We start from the raw sequence: 20799 nt of genomic DNA on the forward strand, positions 1-20799 counted from the left end.
TCATATTAATAGAGAATGAATCCACACGAAATTGATTTACATAAAGAATTAAAGAAATATTTTGGGTTTAACCAATTCAAAGGTCTTCAGGAACAAGTAGTTAAAAGTATCATTACTGGGAACAATACATTTGTTATTATGCCTACCGGTGGTGGAAAATCACTTTGCTATCAGTTGCCAGCTTTGGTATTAGAAGGAACGGCTATTGTGGTTTCTCCGCTAATTGCCTTGATGAAGAATCAAGTCGATGCCATCCGAAGCTTAAGTTCGGTAACCGGAATTGCGCATGTATTGAACTCCTCTTTAAATAAAACCGAAGTCAATCAAGTAAAAAAAGACATTACCTCAGGCGTGACAAAGTTGTTGTATGTGGCTCCTGAATCACTTACCAAAGAAGAATATTTGCAATTTTTAAATGAAGTTAAAATTTCATTTGTTGCCATCGATGAAGCCCATTGTATTTCGGAGTGGGGACATGATTTCAGACCTGAATATAGAAATTTACGAAATATAGTGCGCCAATTGGGAGATGTTCCCATGATTGGATTAACAGCAACAGCTACTCCAAAAGTGCAAGAAGATATCTTGAAAAACTTGGACATGCCCGATGCCAATACGTTTAAAGCATCTTTCAATCGTCCTAATTTATATTACGAAGTACGAACAAAAACCAAAAACATCGAATCGGATATCATTCGATTCATCAAGCAACACAAAGGAAAATCGGGAGTAATCTATTGTTTGAGCCGTAAAAAAGTGGAAGAAATTGCACAAGTATTGCAAGTAAATGGTATTAGTGCAGTCCCGTATCATGCGGGTTTGGATGCGAAAACACGTGCAAAACATCAAGACATGTTCCTGATGGAAGATGTTGAGGTAGTTGTAGCTACAATAGCTTTTGGAATGGGGATTGACAAACCCGATGTGCGTTTTGTGATCCATCATGACATACCTAAATCCTTAGAAAGTTATTATCAAGAAACAGGACGTGCTGGTCGCGATGGTGGTGAAGGACACTGTTTGGCCTATTATTCCTATAAAGATATTGAGAAATTAGAAAAATTTCTCTCGGGCAAGCCGGTTGCGGAGCAAGAGATAGGTTTTGCTTTACTGCAAGAAGTCGTCGCCTATGCTGAAACATCCATGTCGCGTCGTAAATTCTTACTGCACTATTTTGGTGAAGAATTTGACGATATAGATGGAGATGGCGCTAATATGGATGACAATGTACGCAATCCAAAAACGAAAGTGGAAGCCCAAGATCAAGTGGTTACCCTTTTAAAAGTGGTACGCGATACCAAACAATTGTTCAAATCAAAAGAAGTTATTTTTGCCTTAGTGGGTAAAATCAATGCCGTAATTAAAGCGCAAAAAATAGATACCCAGCCCTATTTTGCTAGCGGTACAAAATTCGATGAAAAATATTGGATGGCTTTAATTCGTCAAGTTTTAGTCGACGGATTGTTGTCAAAAGATATCGAAACTTACGGTGTGTTAAAATTAGCGCCTAAAGGCGAGGCTTTTATATCAAAACCTTCTTCGTTCTTAATGTCTGAAGACCATGAGTACAATGAAGAAGAAGATGAAGCCATCGTAACTGCAGCAAAATCAACGGGTACTGCCGATGAAGCCTTGATGGCCATGTTGCGGGATCTGCGTAAAAAAGTAGCCAAAAAACTCGGAATCCCACCTTTTGTGGTGTTTCAAGATCCTTCACTAGAAGATATGGCACTAAAATACCCAATATCGATTGATGAGTTAAGCAATGTTCATGGAGTAGGTGAAGGGAAAGCAAAAAAATATGGTACTGAATTCGTAACGCTAATTGCGCGTTATGTAGAAGATAATGATATAGTCAGACCGGATGATTTGGTTGTGAAATCTACTGGGGCCAATTCGGGATTAAAATTATACGTCATTCAAAATGTGGATCGGAAATTAGCTTTGGATGATATCGCAAAAGCAAAAGGTTTGGACATGGATGGTTTGTTGAAAGAAATGGAACAAATTGTGTATTCGGGGACCAAATTGAATATTCGTTATTGGATCGATGAAATTTTAGACGAAGACCAACAAGAAGAAATTCACGACTATTTCATGGATTCCGAATCCGACAATATCAAAGATGCCTTGAAAGAATTTGATGGCGAATACGATATTGAAGAACTCCGATTGATGCGAATTAAGTTTATCAGTGAAGTAGCAAATTAAGGTAAAAGGTTGCTGGTTTTTAGTATTTTAGACTAATTGTAAACTTCACCACGATGGGGTTTTAATGCGTCTCTAAATAGAATCATGTCTTTTTCTTCTACAACAACAAACGCAATAGCATGCATTTCATTGAGGATTTCAAAACCCGTTTTTTCTAACGTTCGTTTATCGTTTTCCAAATATTCATTGAGATGAATAGCATGGTGTTCGGCTGTTTTTGCCGCGGCTTCTCCTCTAAAATCCCAAATCAATTTTATTTTTCTAGACATCATAAGAATATTAATGTTCAAAGATATGTTTTTACTAAATTTGAAAAAATTATTTCGAATGAAAACAATTGTTTTTTTCTTTTTTGCCTCCATATCCTTTGCTCAAAGTCTAACGACAGATCAAGCCAATCATTTAGCAAGTTTGCCTATTAAGTGCATACAACAAGAATATCCAAATAAACTCAATCAGCTTTTGTTAAATGAAACGGAGTTGTTAGCACCTAAAGCGCTACATCCAGTGTTTTATGGTTGTTTTGATTGGCATTCTTCGGTACATGGTCATTGGAGTTTGGTCTATTTGCTGTCTAACCATAGCGATTTAAAAGACAGAGAATTCATCATTGAAAAGTTAAAAGCTAATCTTTCAAAAGAAAATATCTCTGCCGAAATTGCCTATTTTGAGAAAAGTCATGAAAAATCTTTTGAACGAACCTATGGGTGGAATTGGTTGTTAAAATTACAACACGAATTGGAAATTTCGGATGAGGTATTTGCGCAAGAATTGGCGCTAAACCTTCGTCCTTTAACCGATTTAATTGTGGAACGATATATAGAATTTTTGCCCAAACTGCTCTATCCTATTCGAGCAGGAACCCATTCAAATACTGCTTTTGGATTAACGAATGCTTGGGACTATGCTGTTTTTTCAAACCATACGGCTTTGCAAGATTGTATTAAAGCCAATGCGAAACGTTTGTTTATACAGGATGAAAATTGTCCGTTCTTTTGGGAGCCCAGTGGTACTGACTTTCTTTCGCCCTGTATGGAAGAATTGGCGATCATGCAGCGCATACTGCCCAAAAACGAATTTATTGTATGGAGTAAAAAATTTGCACCTCAATTATTTTCCAAAAACTGGCATTGGGAAGTTGCCAAAGTATCCGATAGAACCGATGGGCATTTGGTGCATTTGGATGGATTGAATTTTAGCAGATCTTGGAATTTATACCATTTGATTGCCAATTATCCCAAGGAATTTTCTCATTTGAAAGATATGGCAAATAATCATTTTACATTCTCTTTGCCTTCTATTGTGGATGGAAATTATGAAGGCGAACATTGGTTGGCTTCTTTTGCCTTGCGCGCTTTTGAGGAAAAATCGAAAATCAAGTAGTATATTTGCCAAAAATCCAACGTTTATGCCACGCGAATTTCAATTTCAAGTTGCTCCTGAAGTAGCTGCAAACGAAAGTTTGTTGGCGCAACATGTGGCCAAATTATTTCAGGTCAGCACGAATGAACTTCAAAAAGTGGTTGTCGTCAAGCGCTCCATCGATGCGCGGCAAAAAGCCATCAAAGTAAATATCAAAGCCCAAGTGTTTTTGGTGGGTGAAACCTATTCGGAATCAAAAATCGAATTACCAGATTACCCAAATGTAGCTCACAAACAAGAAGTTATCGTTGTGGGTGCTGGTCCGGCCGGATTATTTGCAGCATTGCAATTAATCGAATTGGGGTTGAAACCAATAGTTATAGAACGTGGTAAAGATGTGCGAGGGAGACGTCGCGATTTAAAAGCTATTAATCGTGACGGAATCGTGAATGAAGATTCCAATTATTGCTTTGGCGAAGGCGGTGCCGGAACCTATTCTGATGGGAAACTGTACACCCGATCCAAAAAACGAGGCGATGTCGACCGCATACTGGAATTACTAGTTGGTTTTGGAGCTACACCCGATATTTTGGTAGAAGCACATCCTCATATCGGAACCAATAAATTACCCCAAATCATTCAAGACATCAGAGAAAAAATCATCGCTTGTGGTGGGGAAGTTTTATTTGAAACCCGTGTAACCGATTTTGTAGTAAAAAGCAATGAAATGCAAGGGGTTGTCATTCAAAATGGCGACCTTATTTCGGCCAATAAAGTTATTTTAGCTACCGGCCATTCGGCCCGTGATATTTTCGAATTGTTGCATAAAAAAAATATAGTAATCGAAGCCAAACCTTTTGCATTAGGCGTTCGAGCAGAACATCCACAAGAATTAATTGATCAAATTCAGTATTCCTGCGATTTTAGAGGCGATTATTTACCACCTGCGCCGTATTCTATTGTGAAACAAGTAAATGGTCGAGGGATGTATTCGTTTTGTATGTGTCCCGGAGGTGTAATCGCACCTTGTGCCACGGCTCCAGGCGAAGTGGTTACTAACGGTTGGTCGCCTTCTAAACGCGATCAAGCCACTGCAAATTCGGGTATAGTGGTCGAATTAAAATTAGAAGATTTCAAACCATTTGAAAAATTTGGCCCTTTGGCCGGAATGGAATTTCAAAAAAGTATCGAACAAAAAGCTTGGCATTTAGCAGGAGAAACTCAAAAAGTGCCTGCGCAACGCATGATCGATTTTACCCAACAAAAAGTGTCTCATGCTATTCCTAAAACATCCTATGTTCCTGGGACTACTTCGGTGGAAATGGGGCAGGTTTTTCCTGGTTTTTTAACGCAAATCATGCGCGAAGGATTTGTGCAATTTGGTAAGGCCATGCGGGGTTATTTAACAAACGAAGCCATTGTTCATGCACCCGAAAGCAGGACTTCTTCACCAGTGCGCATTCCTAGAGATCCATTTTCATTAGAACACGTGCAAATAAAAGGGCTTTATCCATGTGGGGAAGGAGCGGGTTACGCTGGGGGCATTATTTCGGCAGCCATTGATGGTGAAAAATGTGCGTTAAAAATCGCGGAGCAATTGCGTTCATAAAAAAAATCACAGCGAAAGCTGTGATTTTATATTTTTAAATTGGATATAAATTATATCTTTTTAACGCGAACGGCATTCATTCCTTTAGCGCCTTTTTCTAATTCATAGGTCACTAAATTGCCTTCTTTTACATCGTCTAATAAACCACTGATGTGCACAAAGTATTTTTCACCTGTTTCAATTTCTTTGATAAATCCAAAACCTTTTGATTCGTTAAAAAAGTCAATGGTTCCTCTGCGATCTACAGGAGCTTCTTCTTCAGCTGTTCTTCTTGAGGTATTGATTTCAATACTTTCTACATCCACAATGATTTTTTTGGAAGGATCGGGAGGTGTATTGGTCAAGTGCCCATTTTCATCTACATACACATAAATATCTTCACCTGATAATTTTGGATTGGCTTTGCGCGCTTCCTTTTTTTCTTGTTTCTCTTTCTTCTTCTTCGCTCTAAGCTTTTCTTGCTCTTTTTTATTAAAAGTTTCTTGTGGTCTAGCCATTAAATGTAAATCGTAATTAAAATTAATATTATTTTAAATGAATAAGGATAAAAACACACAAGCGAAATAAACAAAAAATGTATAACCTACTTTGAGTCAAAGTTTTGCAAGAAGAAATATTTATCTTTACCAAGACTGCAAAAGTAGTTAAAATAACTGATACTTTGCTGTTTTATATTTTCTTTTCCCATTTCATGCCAAGAACGGCCCTTTATTCAACAGACGTTAAACTTATCACAAACGATAAAACTGCACGTATTTCCTTTCTTTTTTCGTATTTTTGACAAGCTTATAGTAAACTATGAAAGAAGAACAAGTAATATTGGTCAACGAAAAGGACGAGCCTATTGGGCTGATGAACAAAATGGAAGCACATGAAAAAGCCATTTTGCACAGAGCCTTTTCGGTTTTTATTTTGAATGACAACAATGAAGTCATGTTGCAACAACGAGCGCAACATAAATACCATTCGCCTTTGTTATGGACCAATACGTGCTGCAGTCACCAAAGAGCAGGAGAAACCAATATACAAGCAGGGAAGCGTCGCTTGTATGAAGAAATGGGTTTTGAAGTTGACTTGAAAGAATTGTTTCATTTCATTTATAAAGCACCTTTTGATAATGGATTAACCGAGCACGAGTTAGACCATGTGATGATAGGCTATTCAAACAACGAACCGTTTATCAACCCGGAAGAAGTTGCCAGTTGGAAATGGATGAAAATTGAGGACATTAAAGACGATATGATTCAAAATCCGGCGGAATATACCGTTTGGTTTAAAATCATATTTGACGAGTTTTACCACTACCTAGAAGATCATAAATTGTAAACCATACCTTTTTTTCAAAACCTAAAACCAAAATTATGCGAGTAACTGTATCACGAAAAGCCCATTTCAACGCTGCCCATAGATTGTATCGTAAAGATTGGTCCATGGAAAAAAATCAGGAAGTTTTTGGTAAATGTAACAATCCCAATTTTCATGGGCACAATTACGATTTGATTGTAGCGGTGACCGGTGAAGTTGACCCAGAAACAGGTTATGTGATCGACACCAAAATCCTTTCCGATATTATTAAAGCTCAAATTGAGGAGGCCTTTGATCATAAAAATCTAAACGAAGATGTGCCAGAATTTTTTGATTTAAATCCTACAGCAGAACATATTGCATTTGTAATTTGGAACAAACTTCGTGGGTTTATTGCTGCTGATAAAGAATTGGAAATTACATTGTACGAGACTCCAAGAAATTTTGTAACCTATAAAGGAAATTAATCATGGCGATACAGTTAGGGAATCACTTGCCTCATTTTACAGCCCTTACCCAAGACGGTACTTCCTTTGATAGTCATGAAATTCAAAACAAGCCTGTAGTGATTTATTTTTACCCAAAAGATAACACACCTGGTTGTACAGCGCAAGCTTGTAGTTTTAGAGACGCCTATCAAGATTTTCAAGATTTAGGTGCCGAAGTCATCGGAGTGAGTGGTGATTCTGTTCGTTCGCATCAAAATTTTCAAGTTAAATACAAATTACCCTTTGTTTTGCTATCCGATGCCGATCGAAAATTGCGAAAGTTGTTTGGTGTTCCTACCGCTCTTTTTGGATTTTTGCCGGGGAGAGTTACTTACGTATTTGACGCTTCAGGAAAGTGTATTTATATTTTTGACAGTTTGAGTGCCAAAGTGCATATTTCTAAGGCCTTGCAGGCACTACAATCGGCGCAATAAAAATTCATACCATTTCTTCTATAATTTTCGCATCTTTGTAATCCAATTACGCGACATTATGAAATTCTATCCGTTAACATTTGTACCGATATTAAAAGAACGAATTTGGGGAGGCACCAAATTAAAGACCTATTTGAATAAAGATATCGTATCGCAAACGACTGGCGAAAGTTGGGAAATATCAACAGTACCCGGTGATATTAGCGTGGTGCGATCGGGTGCGTTAAGTGGAAAAAATATCAATGATTTAATTGCTATGTATCCCGAGGAAATTTTAGGTACAACGGTTATTTCTCGTTTTGGAAAACAATTCCCTTTGTTATTTAAGTTTATCGATGCAAAAGAAGATCTTTCCATTCAATTGCATCCCAACGATGCCTTAGCAAAAGAACGGCACAATTCGTTTGGTAAAACCGAAATGTGGTATGTGATGCAAGCCGATGAGGCCGCAAGATTAGTAGTAGGGTTTAAAAAGGATTCCAATTCGGTCGAGTATCTTGACCATGTGCAGCGTAAAAAAGTAGTAGATTTATTAGAGATGCATCCAGTTCAAAAAGGAGATGTTTTCTTTTTAGAAACGGGCACAATTCATGCCATTGGAGCGGGTGTAGTGGTGGCCGAGATACAACAAACTAGTGATATTACTTACCGAATTTATGATTGGGATAGAGTAGATGCAGATGGAAATGCAAGAGAATTGCACACCGATCTGGCCTTAGAAGCCATAAATTATAACACAACTCCTTCCAAAATTAACTATACCGAAACACCCAATAGTACTTCAACTGTAGTAGATTGTTCTTATTTTAAGACAAATATTATAGCCTTGCAAGATTATTTGCATTGGAAGAAATCCAAAGATGCTTTCACAGTTTTTATGTGTACTAACGGTCAGTTTGAATTGGTTTTTAATGGTGAAATCATGCATTATCAAATGGGCGATACCCTATTAATTCCAGCAGTCATTGACCATTTGACTTTAAAAGGTAAGGCAACATTATTAGAAATTTCGATATAATGTATTGAGAACAAAATATATTATGTAATTTTGCGTCAAATTTTAAACACATAAAAAATGGCAAGCGTTAAAAACTTGAAAAAAGAAATCAACTACGTTTTAGGGGATATTGTAAATATCGTTTACGTATGGGAAATGACTACTGTAGGAAAACCAACGGAAGCTTCCGATAAATTAGTAGATGAAATCTACGAAACGTTTGATGCTTTAATGACGAAAGCAAATCAAAAAGATGTTGAAAACAAAAAAGCACATTTCAAACAAATTCGTAAAGATTACGAAGAAGCTGCTAATCAATTTGTTGCAAAAATAAACGGATTAAACTAAAAAAAAGTGCGATAAAAGTGTCGATATTTTTTGGAATTTTAAATTTCAGAATTATATTTGCACCGCATTAGAGTTGCCGGTGTAGCTCAGCTGGCTAGAGCAGCTGATTTGTAATCAGCAGGTCGTGGGTTCGAGTCCCTCTATCGGCTCTAAATGAAAAAAACCATCACATTGTGATGGTTTTTGTTTTTTATGTCACTTGAATTATTTTCCTTCGGATGCTTTTCGCTCTATTAGGTAAGCTGTCAGCATTTTGCCATATTTAGATTTTGCTACTTTAGGTTTCATGCTTTTTTGAATAGTATCTAAATACGGAACGGTAATATCGGCAATTTCTGAAAGCGCTAAATAAGGTGCTATTTCATATTCACTATGTGTTACGGCAAAATTTGCTGTAAAACGATATTTTCTAATTAATAATTTTTGATAAGCATCTTCAATACTATCCGTAGTTTTAGGATTTGGTTTCAGGTTATTTTTTAAACGTTTTGACAATAAATTTAAATTGATATCCTTGAAACGGCTGTTGATTGAATTAAATTCAACCCATAAATCTTGATTCTTTGATCCGGTTATTTTTGCAGCGGCAAAGAAATTTTCAAGTGTGGTTTCAATTTTAATTGTACCTGGTTCTGCAAAGAAAGGCAAACTATTGTCGATGGATTTGGTTTGTCCACGGTCTAAAAATAAATATAACATTTCTGGACTTTCTATATTCAAGTGACTTTCAAATTGAGAGTCTCCTTTAATTTGTATACTATCCAATACAACTAATGAAGTGTCTTGTATTTTTTGGATGTATAATTTACCTTGACTAAGTCCTTTAATGTTTCCAGTAATGTGCACGTTAGTATCATTGAACGACTCTTTCTTTTCACAAGAAACGAAAGTACTAATCATGAGTAACGCTATAACTATTTTTTTCATCGAATTGTTTTTAGTTTAAGACCGCAAAGTAAATAAAAAATCCTCAAAATACAGACTACTTTGAGGATTCAATTTCATTTAATGTTTTAAATCTATTGAAATGCAAAAGTTGAAATCAAAAAGCATTATCTTATCCTTTTAACCATGCATCTCTAATTGCCTTTTTGGTATTGTCGGTAGATTGATAACCTTCTTGCTTTTCTTTTGGCATGGCAATTTTTCCAGTTACTGTTTGTTCTTTACCTTCACGATTAATTTTGATGGTAATTTTATCGCCTTCTTTCCAGTTCATGCTTTCCATAACCATGTCATAGATGTTGTCTAGGTTATAATTTTTGTCATTAATGGCAATAATTTTGTCTTTGTTCTTTATTCCTAAAGTAGTAAAGAAAACATTCAATTCAATCTCAGGCAAAATCATGATTTCTTTAGTAGTTGGATCTACTGTAATATAGGGTTGTGATTGGTCTTTTAAAAACGGGTTGCCCGTTACCTCTATAGTTGCTTCCGTTACGCCCATTTTTGCAAAAAATTGTTCATACGGTATGGGGGTTTCACCAGCTACATAAGTATTCAAAAATTCACCAACAGCAGGATAAGTCAATTGCGTAATTTTAGCAAATAATTCTTCGTCTTTAAAGGCTTTTTTAGTACCATATTCAGTGGCCAAGTCTTGCATTAAATTTAGAATTCCTTTTTCACCATTGCTATTTTCTCTAATTAATATATCAATACACATTGCAATTAAAGCTCCTTTTTGGTAAACGTTAACGTATTGGTCTTTGTATGGGGCATTCAATACATTTTTACTCATTTTGGTAAAACTCATGGAGTCATTCATCTGGCGGGATTGGGCAATTTTGCCAGCCATTCTTTCAAAAAATGCTTTTTCATCGATTAAACCTTGGTTGACTTGGAACAGATTGGCAAAATATTCGGTTACACCTTCATACATCCATAAATGTTCTGACATTTGAGGATTATTGAAATCAAAATATTGTATTTCATTTGAGTGAACTGTTAACGGTGTTACAATGTGAAAAAATTCGTGCGAAACCACATCTTTAAGTTGTTCTTGTAGCATTTCTAAGCCCATCATTTCGGGCATAACTACCGTGGTAGATGTAGGGTGTTCTAAAGCGCCAAATCCTTTAGCGTCATTACTAGCCATATCGGATAAGTATAATAAGATAGCGTATTTTTTTGTGGAATTGATTGGGCCCAAAAAGCGTTTTTGAGCTTTCATCATATTTTCCATATTCGGCGTTATTTGTTGCGCTGTATATTTTCCGGTTGGCGAATATACACTAATAATGATTTCCATATCATCCACCATAAATGATGTAAAGTCAGGCTTGGAGTACATGATTGGCATTTCCACTAAATTGGCATATTTCGGCATTACAAAGACATCCGAGGTTGTGCTGCTATCGGCATCGGTCATTGCTGAAACACCTAATAGGCTCTCTGGGTGAAGTACGGTTAATTTGTATGGTATTTCTTCTTTACCTTTAAAATATCCAATAAATCCGTGCGTGTTCAACATAAAATTCACCCCCGCATTGATGTTGGTTCCAGCAGGAGAAAACACATCATCTCCTTCACCAAAGCCACCGCCACTTTCTGTATCGTAAGTGTCGTTTACTAAGTACGTAACTTTTGCTAGTTTGGTAGCATTTGAAATTTGGTAGGTATTAACGTCTGTTTTTGCAAGAGGCAATGCTTTACCTTTGGCATCAAATGCTTTTACATTTTCTACATAACGACCGTAATCATCCTCAGAATACGTTCCAGGTACGGTTTTAGGGATGTGGAAAGTTGCAGTTTCGGTAGTAAAAGTTGGAGCAACTAGGCTAACCATAACTTTGTCGTCTACAACATTTATTAAATCTATGGTCACAGCTACTTCATTTTTTGTAGCCTTGCTTTTTTGAGCAAATGCACCATTCCAAAGAAACATCACTAAGGCGAGTGATAGAATTATTTTTTTCATTTTAATTTGGTTTTAGACATAAGTAGAACAAACCAAAAAAATGTTACACTTAACGTTTCGAGATTTTATTTCCTGTAATTTGTCATCGGCGTTTACACTTGAATCGATCAATAGCACTTGTTCTCAGTTTTGCCTGTTTTGTGGCGCTACCTTTTACCCTTTTACGCCACATATTAAAACGGGAATGTTTTATTTCTCGACGCATGAGTGCACTGGTTTCTTGTTCGGATAGTCCAAATTGAAAAGTAATCGCTTCAAACGGCGTTCGGTCTTCCTAAGCCATTTCAATAATTACGATCTATTTGAATCTCAGTGAAGTTAGCTATTTCTGGGGTTAAAATTTCCACAAAAATAAAAAAACTCTTGTTGGACAAGAGTTAATTTTTTTAATCAAATTTATTTTTAAAGTAATATTTACTGTCTAAGTCATCGTCTTCCAGCTCATTGTATTTGATGGGTTTCGGCTTGGGCTTGTTGGCAGCTACTTTTTTCTTCCAAAGCTCAAAATTATCTTTCGATAACCGCTTTCGCATTAACTCAGTAACGTCATTTTCGCTTACGCCAAATTCAACTTTCAATACTTCAAAAGGTTTTTTTTCCTCTTGAGCCATAACAACCACTCGATCAAGAGTTTCGTTGTCCAATTCTGAAATTTTCTTCTTTTTCATTCGTTTAAACAAAATTTTCCTTCAAGGAATTTTAATCCATCTGCTTTATTGGTTAATTCATCAATATTAGTAAAAAAATAAATTCAAAAAAACGATGTTTAGTTTTTTTAGGATTTTTCAGTAAAGTGCTGATTGAATGGATTGTTTTTGAAAAAAAATCATAAAATGGTCCTGAAAGTTAAATTTATTCTTTCTTTTTTCGGTTGGCAGTCTTTTGGGATTTGGTGTTTATAGTGTAGTTGACTGCCTTCTTTCATGAGTAATAAACTACCATGGTTTAAATTTAGGGTTAATTTATGTTCTGGATTATTGATGTGTTTCAATTGAAATTTTCGTTCTTCACCAAAACTAACGGAAGCAATAACAGGATCTCTGCCCAATTCACGTTCGTTATCAGCATGCCAACCATTACTATCTTTTTCATGCCGGTATAAATTGGCCAAGACTGTAGTGAAATGTTGTGTACTCGTTATTTCAATTTCATTCTTTATGTGCATCAGATGAGCATTCCAACGATGGGGTTGCATTGTGATTCCTGAATAGGAATAAGGTTTTCCTTCGTTTCCAAACAAACATGTTAGACGAGGTTGGGCAATTTTTTTTCCAAAAATTACGATATCATCTTGTCGCCATGGGGTTTCTTTTTGTAGTTTTTCAAATAATACATCGGCTTCTTCTTTTGAAAAAAAATTGGGATAATACTCGAAAACGGCATCGGGTAAGGGTAAAATAATTTTCTCTTTTGGAAATAATTCGAGCATTGTTGTATCAATTTGATGGTGCTAAAATACAGAAAGTTCCATTATTTTTTGCGAAAAGAAACATTCATGATTACAATGGCAAAAATAATACAGGCGATGCCCACCCACTGAAGGGGTTCTACTTGTTCATCCAATAGTACGTAGGCCATGCATACAGAAACGGGCAATTCTAAAGACGATACAATACTTCCAAGTCCAATTCCGGTTAACGGAAATCCAGCATTTAATAACAGCGGTGGGATAATGGTACCAAATAGCGCTAATATAATTCCCCATTTAAAGAATATTTCAAAATTAAAAGGGCCAATTTGTGTAAATAAACCATAACCAAATACGATAATGCCACCGCCAAACAGCATAAATAGACTTCTTTGTGCCGCAGAAATTTCAAGTGCAATTTTGTTAGCCGTAAACATAGTTGTGGTGAAAGAAGCCGCTGCTAATAAACCTAATAAACAGCCTTTTGTCCAGTCAATGTGTGCATCGTTGAAATTAATTTTGAAGATATTAATGGCAAATAACGTTCCAATTATAACAATGAAAACTGCAATTGTTTTTTGAATGGAGGGCTTTTTTTTGTCCAGAACCCACTCTAAGAGGACTCCCATCCAAACGGTTTGCATCAACAACACAATACCTATAGAAACCGGAATGTAGCCAACGGCCAAATAGTAAAATACACTGGTCATGCCCATAGAGGTTCCTGCAAGCATCAATTGCAAACTGTTTTTTGTTGTCGTTTTTCGCACCGAATTTTTCTGCTTTACTCTTTGAAATAGGTTGATAAGCAACATCCCTAAAATACCAATAATAAATTGTGCAGTTGTAACTTCAGCCGTGGTAAAGCCTTCTTGATAGGCTAATTTTACGAATGTAGCTAACATGCCGTAACTGCTTGCTCCAAGTGCGACTAATACAATCCCTATACTGCTAGTTTTTGTTGACATGATTGAAAAAATGAAGGACAAAGGTAGTTTTTTCTGTGTATTGAACAGTGCTATTCTAATATTGAATTTCTTCAGATGATGTGTTTTGTAACAAAATGACTAACTATACTACTAACGAGTATTAAATTAGTACCATGAAATATTTATTAGCCGGAACTTGTATTCTTTTTTCTCAATTTGTAAAAGCTCAAACCGAAACATCAAAAGACAGTATTAAAACGTCAGAATTGAAAGAAGTGGTTGTAGGATCAAAAAAGAAGAGTGTTGAGCAACGCGCGGACCGAACTATTTTTGATTTTTCGGAGCAAAGTTATTTGAATTCAGGATCAGTAATGGAGGGTTTAAAGAAACTACCAGGATTAATTGTATCTGATGTGGCTGGCATGATGTATCAAGGCAAGCAATTGGAAGTTTTTATGGATGCACGGCCCTTAAATATTTATTCTAATGAGTTAACCTCTTATTTAGAAAGTCTTCCGGCCAATTCAATAGAAAAAGTAGAGATTATCACACAACCGGGTGCCGAATTTCCGGCAACTTCTGGTGGGGCAATCATTAATATTGTTACGTCTAAAAATGCAAAAAAATACCTTTCTGCTACCTACTCAAATGGGTATAGTTTTTCAAAATACGATGTAGCGCGTCATCGCTTTAACAATAGTGTGCTGTTAAATGCTAAAAACAAGTGGTTTGGTTGGCAACTTCAAGTGGGTCAAAATTACAATGAAGGCTATCAGCGAACTAATTTTGAAAATGAAAGTGTGGTGCTTTCAAAAAACGTTACGGATAGAGTGAACCGATTTTATTTCATCAAATCGGGATTGAAATTTGATTTGAAAAAAGATAGGCTATTGGTGAATTATGATTTTACAACGTCCAAAAACAATGCACGTGTAGATGCAGCAGGATTTGGATTTCAATCCCTAGATAATAGTGATAATATTTTGGATCGTAATGATGTAGCTATTAATTATCAAAAACGCTTCACAGATAAATCTAAAAAATTAGATTTTAAATTGAATGTTAATTCTGTAGCAAACGATTTTCAATTGAACAACGCAAACACTGCGACTACAGTATTAGACAACGGTTTTAGTCAATTATTTTATCAGTTCAAAACCGACTACTCACAAGATCTTTCTTTTTTTGATAAAACTAAATTTTCATCAGGTTTACTCGCTGATAAGTTAGCATTTGAAGCACAAAATCAAGGACAAACCAATTTAGATTACCAACGTACAACTTTGTCTGCTTATACCGAATTTCAATCGACCTACAAGAAGTTTGATTTTATTTTGGGTGGAAGGTTAGAGTCGTATTCTATTGAAGGAACTACCGATTCGGATAAATTGATTCCGTTTCATCAAACACGATTTTTTCCAAATGCCACTGTCCAATACAACGTCATTCCGCAAGTTTTTGTAAATGCGAATTACAATAAAAAGATTAGCTTGCCAAATACTTCAGCCTTAAATCCTAATAATACCAATTACCAAAATCCCAATGTATCCTTTTTTGGAAATCCGAACTTAGATCCAACCATTTTTGATAATTATGAAATAAAAGTAAGTGCTTTTGAATACTTTTTTGTGAGTTATTCTCGAAGCGATGCCACAAATCAAGTCATGAATCGTATTGTGACTATTGGTGATGCGGCTGCAAGTATTTCAGAGAACATTCCGCAGTTGACGATTCATAATTTCAATTTAGGTTTGCCTATTCCGTATATGTTATTTACAAAAGGCTTAAAAGAAACCTTGAAGTTTGAATTCAACCCAGATGAAATTAATTTTATGTATTTATATGTTGGCCATCAAAAGCATATTTTACCCGATGTAGATGGAAAAGGTATTTGGTTTATCAATGCGATGTCGCAAATTGTATTGCCTTCTAAAATTAAATTTACGGCTACATATAATACGTCTTCTACGGGGGGTAATTATTATTACTTTCAAAACAAAGTGCCGTTTAGCCAACAATTCGATGTCACTTTTGCGAAGAAGTTTTTAGATAATAATTTATCCATTTCAATCTATGCAAATGATATTTTTAATACCAATAAACAAGGTTTTAATGCTTTGGGTACGAATCTCGTTTATGGAAGCAGAAACGATTCGAGACGTGTTGGGTTGTCCTTAAATTATAAGATTCCTACAAAAAACAAATTGGCAAAAGAAGAAGGTATTATCTTAAACAACGATAAAAAAGAAAATCAGGCTCCTATTGGAAATTAACAACTTATTTAATGTGTTCGCTCAAATCTTGTAAATGTACTCGCAAGGCACGAACAGAAATGCTAATTTCCCAAAAAGAAATACCAAGTGAAATGAGTAAGCTGAGCAAACTAGCGCCAAAAATATAGATTCCAACTGTTACTTGACCAATGTAAAGCAGTAACATGGCAAATACCGATAGAAATAGGCACATGACCCCAAAAAGCTGCATGTAGCGGATGAGTGTTAAGCGCAGGTTTAGGTTTTTTATTTCCAGTAAAATACTTTTATTATGATTGTCTTCGTAAGTCTTTTTCAAGCTACGAATAATTTGTGCAATCGTTAAAAACCGATTGGTATAGGCCAATAAAATTAACGAAGTAGCCGAAAAAAGTAACGCGGGGGTTTCTATTGATAAAGTCATGATCAGAATTATTTTAATTCAAAATTACAAAAAAAACCTACAAGGTCTTTGAATCCTTGCAGGTTTACTTTTAGTTATTGTTTGGCTTACTTCAACGTTTCAAAACTACGTTTGATAAAAGCTGTTAATTCTTCGCCTTTTAATAAGCCTTGCGAAATTCTTGCTAAATCCAACGCTTGTTTTACTAGCATTTCTTTCGCTGATTGATCTTCGGTTTGAAGGATTGTTGTTGCTAAATTTGAATTGGCATTTACCACTAAATTGTACATGTCTGGGAAGTTGCCCATTCCAAACATTCCACCACCTCCTGTTGCACTCATTTCTTTCATACGGCGCATGAATTCAGGTTGCGTGATCATAAATGGAGCGGCTGAGCTGTCCAAAGGTTCGATTTGAACGGTGTAATTTGCTTTTGGCACAATTGCCTCTAAAACCGATTTTAAGTTCGTTTGTTCGTCTTCGCTTAATTTCGAAATTTGAACTTCGTCTTTTTCAATTAATTTATCAATATGATCGGCATCAACGCGGGCAAAGGTTAAGTTTTCATTATCTGCTTCTAATTTTTGAATCAAATGTGAAACGATAGGAGAATCCAACAGCACTACTTGATAGCCTTTAGCAAGAGCAATGTCAATATAACTGTGTTGCGCCTCTTTGTTAGAAGCATATAACACGACGAGCTTGCCGTTTTTGTCAGTTTGATTGGCAGTAATTTCTTCTTTTAATTCTGACAGCGTAAAATATTTCTCATCCGTAGTTGGATACAATACAAAATCCCCTGCTTTTTCATAGAATTTAGGTTCCGACAGCATTCCGTATTCCAATACAATTTTGATGTCATTCCATTTTTGTTCAAAATCAGCTCGGTTTTCGTTGAATAACGATTTTAATTTATCGGCTACTTTTCGGGTAATGTAATTTGAAATTTTCTTCACATTTCCATCCGCTTGTAAATACGAACGGGAAACATTCAATGGAATATCGGGAGAATCAATTAACCCTTTCAACATGCCTAAAAATTCAGGTACAATTCCTTCTACGTTGTCGGTTACATACACTTGATTTTGATACAATTGGATTTTATCTTTTTGCAATTGTAAATCAGCCGTCATTTTAGGGAAATATAAAATTCCAGTCAGGTTAAACGGATAGTCTACATTCAAATGAATGTTAAACAACGGTTCTTCAAATTGCATTGGATACAATTCGTGATAAAATGCTTTGTAATCCTCCTCTGTCAAATCGGCCGGTTGTTTAGTCCAAGCCGGATTTGGATTGTTGATGATGTTGTCAACTTCTTGATATTCTGTTTTGTAATCTTCTGGAGCGTCTTCTGGTTTTGGAAGTGCTTCTTGTTTGGTTCCAAATTTAATTGGAATTGGCATGAATTTATTGTACTTGGTCAATAACTCACGAATTCTATGTTCTTCTAAAAATTCTAAGGAATCTTCTGCAATGTGAAGGATGATTTCTGAACCTCGCTCTGTTTTGTCGTGTGGTACTAAACTAAATTCTGGACTACCATCACAGGTCCAATGCGCTGCCGGTTCATCTTTGTAGGATTTGGTAATGATTTCTACTTTTTCGGCAACCATGAACGCCGAATAAAATCCCAATCCAAAATGACCAATTACACCCGAATCTTTCGCTGAATCTTTGTATTTTTCTAAAAATTCTTCGGCTCCTGAAAATGCAATTTGATTGATGTATTTTTCTACCTCATCGGCGGTCATACCCAATCCTTGATCAATAATGTGCAATTTTTTTCCTTCTTTGTCAATTTTAACCTCGATCATCGGGTGGCCATATTCAACTTTTGCTTCACCAATACTGGTTAAATGTTTTAATTTTAAAGTTGCATCGGTTGCATTAGAAACCAATTCACGAAGGAATATTTCGTGATCACTGTACAAGAATTTTTTAATTAAGGGAAAGATGTTTTCCACTGAAACGTTAATTTTTCCTAATGCCATTTTTTAAAATTTAAGTTAAACAATTATACCGCACACCTACTTCAAAAGGAATACCAATTTTCATTTGGTGACAAATTGACATAATTTTTAATTATATCTTTGTAAAAAAAATAAATGCTTAAAGCAGAAAATATATCCTTCTCCTATTTAAACGAAACAAACATTAATACGATATCCTTTTCCGTAGCCAAAGGGTCTAATTATGCTATTATTGGCGAAAGTGGTTGTGGAAAAAGTACGCTATTAAAACTAATATATGGTTTATATGACTTAGATGCCGGAAATATTTCTTGGGATTCCATTGAGGTTTTAGGTCCAAAATACCATTTGATTCCGGGGATGCCCTTTATGAAATATTTAGCTCAAGATTTTGACTTAATGCCATTTATTTCTGTTGCCGAAAATGTAGGAAAGTATTTATCTAATTTTTTTCCAGAAGAAAAAAAAGCCAGAATTGAAGAATTACTTGAAATTGTTGAAATGACAAATTATGCTAATACCAAGGCAAAATTTTTAAGTGGTGGACAAATGCAACGTGTTGCTTTGGCAAAAGTTTTAGCACTTGAGCCCGAAGTTTTATTGCTAGATGAACCGTTTAGTCATATTGATAATTTTAGAAAAAACAGTCTTCGTAGAAAATTGTTTACTTATTTAAAGCAAAAAAACATAACATGTATCGTTGCAACACATGACAGTACCGATGTGTTATCCTTTGCTGATGAAGTTTTAATTTTAAAGGATGGTTGCGCTATTGCAATTGATAAGCCCAAGGAAATTTATAAGCAAACTAAGAATAAATATATCGCTTCGCTTTTTGGCGATGTGAATGAATTTGTTTTTAAGGGTAAACAATATTTGATGTATCCACATCAGTTAAAAATTACTGATAATTCAGATTTAATGGCTGAAGTACTGTTTTCATATTTTAGAGGGAATCAATACCTCATCGAAGCAAAAGTTGAAGATCAAATTCTCTTTTTTGAAAGTGATAAAGAATTAGAATCAGGAAACAAGGTTTTTTTATTAATAACCGATCAGAAGTAAAGCAAGCCAATTTAATTATTTCATATTTTTGTACCCTAAAATTTAAATCGATAAAGCTATGTACCATTCAAAAATATCGGGATTAGGTTATTATGTTCCAGATAATATTATAACAAATAATGATTTAGCTCAAAAAATGGATACCAATGATGAATGGATTCAAGAACGAACAGGAATCCAAGAGCGTCGTCATGTGATAAGGGGTGAAGACACTACCACTTCAATGGGAGTCAAAGCCGCTACAATTGCAATTGAACGTTCCGGTGTAGCTAAGGAAGACATTGATTTTGTCATTTTTGCTACGTTGAGTCCCGACTATTATTTTCCAGGTCCGGGTGTCTTAGTACAGCGCGATTTGGGCTTGCGAACGGTTGGCGCTTTAGATGTTCGTAATCAATGCTCGGGTTTTGTGTATGCTATTTCAATTGCCGATCAATATATCAAAACTGGAATGTATAAGCATATTTTGGTTATTGGTTCCGAATTGCATTCTACCGGATTGGACATGACCACTCGAGGCAGGGGTGTTTCTGTAATTTTTGGTGATGGAGCAGGAGCAGCCGTACTTTCAAGAGAAGACGATGTGACAAAAGGAATTTTATCAACCCATTTGCACTCAGAAGGGCAACATGCCGAAGAATTGGCATTGATTGCTCCCGGAATGGGGAAACGTTGGGTAACCGATATCATAGCGGATAACGATCCAAATGATGAGAGTTATTTCCCATACATGAACGGACAATTTGTTTTTAAAAATGCTGTAGTTCGTTTTAGCGAAGTTATCAATGAAGGCTTACAGGCGAATACTTTAGAAGTTAGCGATATCAATTTGTTGGTGCCTCATCAGGCCAATTTGAGAATTTCTCAATTCATCCAACAGAAGTTCCGGTTAACAGACGATCAGGTTTTCAATAACATTCAAAAGTATGGCAATACCACCGCCGCTTCCATTCCAATTGCGTTGACAGAAGCTTGGGAACAAGGTAAAATAAAATCGGGTGATGTAGTGGTCTTGGCTGCTTTTGGTTCTGGTTTTACTTGGGGAAGTGTGATTATCAAATGGTAATTTTTAGAGAATAGAACAAAGAAAATAAA

21 protein-coding genes and 1 tRNA gene are annotated in these 20799 nt (G+C 35.7%); 12 read left to right on the forward strand and 10 right to left on the reverse strand.

What is annotated here, in order from left to right:
* Window positions 1-15: 15 nt before the first annotated feature.
* Window positions 16-2211: a DNA helicase RecQ gene (recQ, locus tag ACIQ6Z_RS03000; protein WP_396209455.1), complete on the forward strand. Its 2196-nt coding sequence runs from the start codon at window positions 16-18 to the stop codon at window positions 2209-2211.
* A gap of 32 nt (window positions 2212-2243) precedes the next feature.
* Here the strand turns inward: recQ and ACIQ6Z_RS03005 are convergent, their stop codons facing one another.
* On the reverse strand, window positions 2244-2480 hold the full coding sequence (locus ACIQ6Z_RS03005; RefSeq protein WP_396209478.1) for a hypothetical protein: 237 nt from the start codon (window positions 2478-2480) through the stop codon (window positions 2244-2246).
* Window positions 2481-2538: 58 nt separating this feature from the next.
* Here ACIQ6Z_RS03005 and ACIQ6Z_RS03010 point away from each other — a divergent pair, with 58 nt between their 5' ends.
* Window positions 2539-3594 (forward strand): DUF2891 domain-containing protein, encoded by a 1056-nt coding sequence (locus ACIQ6Z_RS03010; RefSeq protein WP_396209456.1) that lies wholly within the window; start codon window positions 2539-2541, stop codon window positions 3592-3594.
* A 25-nt stretch (window positions 3595-3619) separates the two neighbouring features.
* Entirely contained in the window at window positions 3620-5182 is a 1563-nt protein-coding gene (locus tag ACIQ6Z_RS03015) for an NAD(P)/FAD-dependent oxidoreductase (RefSeq protein ID WP_396209457.1), read from the forward strand.
* Between the two features lie 50 nt (window positions 5183-5232).
* On the opposite strand, the gene ACIQ6Z_RS03020 is transcribed toward ACIQ6Z_RS03015, so the two are convergent.
* On the reverse strand, window positions 5233-5679 hold the full coding sequence (locus tag ACIQ6Z_RS03020) for a cold-shock protein (RefSeq protein WP_396197866.1): 447 nt from the start codon (window positions 5677-5679) through the stop codon (window positions 5233-5235).
* A 301-nt stretch (window positions 5680-5980) separates the two neighbouring features.
* Here ACIQ6Z_RS03020 and idi point away from each other — a divergent pair, with 301 nt between their 5' ends.
* From idi to ACIQ6Z_RS03050, 6 genes are all read left to right on the forward strand, one after another.
* A complete protein-coding gene (gene idi / locus ACIQ6Z_RS03025) occupies window positions 5981-6508 on the forward strand; it encodes an isopentenyl-diphosphate Delta-isomerase (protein ID WP_396209458.1) in 528 nt (175 codons plus the stop codon).
* A 35-nt stretch (window positions 6509-6543) separates the two neighbouring features.
* On the forward strand, window positions 6544-6954 hold the full coding sequence (locus tag ACIQ6Z_RS03030) for a 6-pyruvoyl trahydropterin synthase family protein (RefSeq protein WP_396209459.1): 411 nt from the start codon (window positions 6544-6546) through the stop codon (window positions 6952-6954).
* A gap of 2 nt (window positions 6955-6956) precedes the next feature.
* Window positions 6957-7409: a peroxiredoxin gene (locus ACIQ6Z_RS03035; RefSeq protein ID WP_396209460.1), complete on the forward strand. Its 453-nt coding sequence runs from the start codon at window positions 6957-6959 to the stop codon at window positions 7407-7409.
* Between the two features lie 58 nt (window positions 7410-7467).
* A complete protein-coding gene (locus ACIQ6Z_RS03040) occupies window positions 7468-8427 on the forward strand; it encodes a type I phosphomannose isomerase catalytic subunit (RefSeq protein WP_396209461.1) in 960 nt (319 codons plus the stop codon).
* A gap of 57 nt (window positions 8428-8484) precedes the next feature.
* On the forward strand, window positions 8485-8754 hold the full coding sequence (locus ACIQ6Z_RS03045) for a hypothetical protein (RefSeq protein ID WP_396209462.1): 270 nt from the start codon (window positions 8485-8487) through the stop codon (window positions 8752-8754).
* 75 nt (window positions 8755-8829) lie between these two features.
* Window positions 8830-8903, forward strand: a tRNA-Thr gene (locus ACIQ6Z_RS03050).
* A 55-nt stretch (window positions 8904-8958) separates the two neighbouring features.
* Here the strand turns inward: ACIQ6Z_RS03050 and ACIQ6Z_RS03055 are convergent.
* The 6 genes from ACIQ6Z_RS03055 to ACIQ6Z_RS03080 all read right to left on the reverse strand — a co-directional run bounded on the left by ACIQ6Z_RS03055 (window position 8959) and on the right by ACIQ6Z_RS03080 (window position 14050).
* The gene (locus ACIQ6Z_RS03055) at window positions 8959-9681 is read right to left on the reverse strand and encodes a DUF4369 domain-containing protein (RefSeq protein ID WP_396209463.1); all 723 of its coding nucleotides are present in this window, start codon (window positions 9679-9681) and stop codon (window positions 8959-8961) included.
* A 130-nt stretch (window positions 9682-9811) separates the two neighbouring features.
* Entirely contained in the window at window positions 9812-11674 is a 1863-nt protein-coding gene (locus ACIQ6Z_RS03060; RefSeq protein ID WP_396209464.1) for a peptidase M61, read from the reverse strand.
* 82 nt (window positions 11675-11756) lie between these two features.
* Window positions 11757-11924: a DUF2805 domain-containing protein gene (locus ACIQ6Z_RS03065; protein ID WP_396209479.1), complete on the reverse strand. Its 168-nt coding sequence runs from the start codon at window positions 11922-11924 to the stop codon at window positions 11757-11759.
* Between the two features lie 136 nt (window positions 11925-12060).
* Window positions 12061-12342 carry a TIGR03643 family protein gene (locus ACIQ6Z_RS03070; RefSeq protein WP_396197875.1) on the reverse strand — a complete coding sequence of 94 codons (282 nt, stop codon included), beginning with the start codon at window positions 12340-12342 and terminating at the stop codon, window positions 12061-12063.
* A 158-nt stretch (window positions 12343-12500) separates the two neighbouring features.
* Complete coding sequence (locus tag ACIQ6Z_RS03075; RefSeq protein ID WP_396209465.1) at window positions 12501-13103, reverse strand: alpha-ketoglutarate-dependent dioxygenase AlkB family protein; 603 nt, start codon at window positions 13101-13103, stop codon at window positions 12501-12503.
* 41 nt (window positions 13104-13144) lie between these two features.
* The gene (locus tag ACIQ6Z_RS03080) at window positions 13145-14050 is read right to left on the reverse strand and encodes an EamA family transporter (RefSeq protein ID WP_396209466.1); all 906 of its coding nucleotides are present in this window, start codon (window positions 14048-14050) and stop codon (window positions 13145-13147) included.
* 134 nt (window positions 14051-14184) lie between these two features.
* On the opposite strand from ACIQ6Z_RS03080, the gene ACIQ6Z_RS03085 reads away from it, so the two are divergent.
* A complete protein-coding gene (locus tag ACIQ6Z_RS03085) occupies window positions 14185-16284 on the forward strand; it encodes a TonB-dependent receptor domain-containing protein (protein WP_396209467.1) in 2100 nt (699 codons plus the stop codon).
* A gap of 4 nt (window positions 16285-16288) precedes the next feature.
* Here ACIQ6Z_RS03085 and ACIQ6Z_RS03090 read toward each other — a convergent pair whose 3' ends face one another.
* Together ACIQ6Z_RS03090 and htpG are read right to left on the reverse strand one after the other, a co-directional pair.
* Window positions 16289-16687 carry a DUF2721 domain-containing protein gene (locus ACIQ6Z_RS03090; RefSeq protein WP_396209468.1) on the reverse strand — a complete coding sequence of 133 codons (399 nt, stop codon included), beginning with the start codon at window positions 16685-16687 and terminating at the stop codon, window positions 16289-16291.
* Between the two features lie 86 nt (window positions 16688-16773).
* The gene (gene htpG, locus ACIQ6Z_RS03095) at window positions 16774-18660 is read right to left on the reverse strand and encodes a molecular chaperone HtpG (RefSeq protein ID WP_396209469.1); all 1887 of its coding nucleotides are present in this window, start codon (window positions 18658-18660) and stop codon (window positions 16774-16776) included.
* 114 nt (window positions 18661-18774) lie between these two features.
* Between htpG and ACIQ6Z_RS03100 the strand changes: the two genes are divergently transcribed.
* Both ACIQ6Z_RS03100 and ACIQ6Z_RS03105 read left to right on the forward strand, forming a co-directional pair.
* Entirely contained in the window at window positions 18775-19704 is a 930-nt protein-coding gene (locus tag ACIQ6Z_RS03100) for an ABC transporter ATP-binding protein (protein ID WP_396209470.1), read from the forward strand.
* Between the two features lie 58 nt (window positions 19705-19762).
* On the forward strand, window positions 19763-20770 hold the full coding sequence (locus ACIQ6Z_RS03105; RefSeq protein ID WP_396209471.1) for a 3-oxoacyl-ACP synthase III family protein: 1008 nt from the start codon (window positions 19763-19765) through the stop codon (window positions 20768-20770).
* Window positions 20771-20799 lie beyond the last annotated feature (29 nt).

This window comes from Flavobacterium sp., from assembly GCF_044376915.1.
Taxonomy (GTDB): domain Bacteria; phylum Bacteroidota; class Bacteroidia; order Flavobacteriales; family Flavobacteriaceae; genus Flavobacterium.

Bases quoted from the DNA above. Each gene is read 5' to 3' on its own strand.
- recQ (WP_396209455.1), top strand. From the start codon at position 16: ATGAATCCACACGAAATTGATTTACATAAAGAATTAAAGAAATATTTT.
- ACIQ6Z_RS03005 (WP_396209478.1), bottom strand. From the start codon at position 2,480: ATGTCTAGAAAAATAAAATTGATTTGGGATTTTAGAGGAGAAGCCGCG.
- ACIQ6Z_RS03010 (WP_396209456.1), top strand. From the start codon at position 2,539: ATGAAAACAATTGTTTTTTTCTTTTTTGCCTCCATATCCTTTGCTCAA.
- ACIQ6Z_RS03015 (WP_396209457.1), top strand. From the start codon at position 3,620: ATGCCACGCGAATTTCAATTTCAAGTTGCTCCTGAAGTAGCTGCAAAC.
- ACIQ6Z_RS03020 (WP_396197866.1), bottom strand. From the start codon at position 5,679: ATGGCTAGACCACAAGAAACTTTTAATAAAAAAGAGCAAGAAAAGCTT.
- idi (WP_396209458.1), top strand. From the start codon at position 5,981: ATGAAAGAAGAACAAGTAATATTGGTCAACGAAAAGGACGAGCCTATT.
- ACIQ6Z_RS03030 (WP_396209459.1), top strand. From the start codon at position 6,544: ATGCGAGTAACTGTATCACGAAAAGCCCATTTCAACGCTGCCCATAGA.
- ACIQ6Z_RS03035 (WP_396209460.1), top strand. From the start codon at position 6,957: ATGGCGATACAGTTAGGGAATCACTTGCCTCATTTTACAGCCCTTACC.
- ACIQ6Z_RS03040 (WP_396209461.1), top strand. From the start codon at position 7,468: ATGAAATTCTATCCGTTAACATTTGTACCGATATTAAAAGAACGAATT.
- ACIQ6Z_RS03045 (WP_396209462.1), top strand. From the start codon at position 8,485: ATGGCAAGCGTTAAAAACTTGAAAAAAGAAATCAACTACGTTTTAGGG.
- ACIQ6Z_RS03055 (WP_396209463.1), bottom strand. From the start codon at position 9,681: ATGAAAAAAATAGTTATAGCGTTACTCATGATTAGTACTTTCGTTTCT.
- ACIQ6Z_RS03060 (WP_396209464.1), bottom strand. From the start codon at position 11,674: ATGAAAAAAATAATTCTATCACTCGCCTTAGTGATGTTTCTTTGGAAT.
- ACIQ6Z_RS03070 (WP_396197875.1), bottom strand. From the start codon at position 12,342: ATGAAAAAGAAGAAAATTTCAGAATTGGACAACGAAACTCTTGATCGA.
- ACIQ6Z_RS03075 (WP_396209465.1), bottom strand. From the start codon at position 13,103: ATGCTCGAATTATTTCCAAAAGAGAAAATTATTTTACCCTTACCCGAT.
- ACIQ6Z_RS03080 (WP_396209466.1), bottom strand. From the start codon at position 14,050: ATGTCAACAAAAACTAGCAGTATAGGGATTGTATTAGTCGCACTTGGA.
- ACIQ6Z_RS03085 (WP_396209467.1), top strand. From the start codon at position 14,185: ATGAAATATTTATTAGCCGGAACTTGTATTCTTTTTTCTCAATTTGTA.
- ACIQ6Z_RS03090 (WP_396209468.1), bottom strand. From the start codon at position 16,687: ATGACTTTATCAATAGAAACCCCCGCGTTACTTTTTTCGGCTACTTCG.
- htpG (WP_396209469.1), bottom strand. From the start codon at position 18,660: ATGGCATTAGGAAAAATTAACGTTTCAGTGGAAAACATCTTTCCCTTA.
- ACIQ6Z_RS03100 (WP_396209470.1), top strand. From the start codon at position 18,775: ATGCTTAAAGCAGAAAATATATCCTTCTCCTATTTAAACGAAACAAAC.
- ACIQ6Z_RS03105 (WP_396209471.1), top strand. From the start codon at position 19,763: ATGTACCATTCAAAAATATCGGGATTAGGTTATTATGTTCCAGATAAT.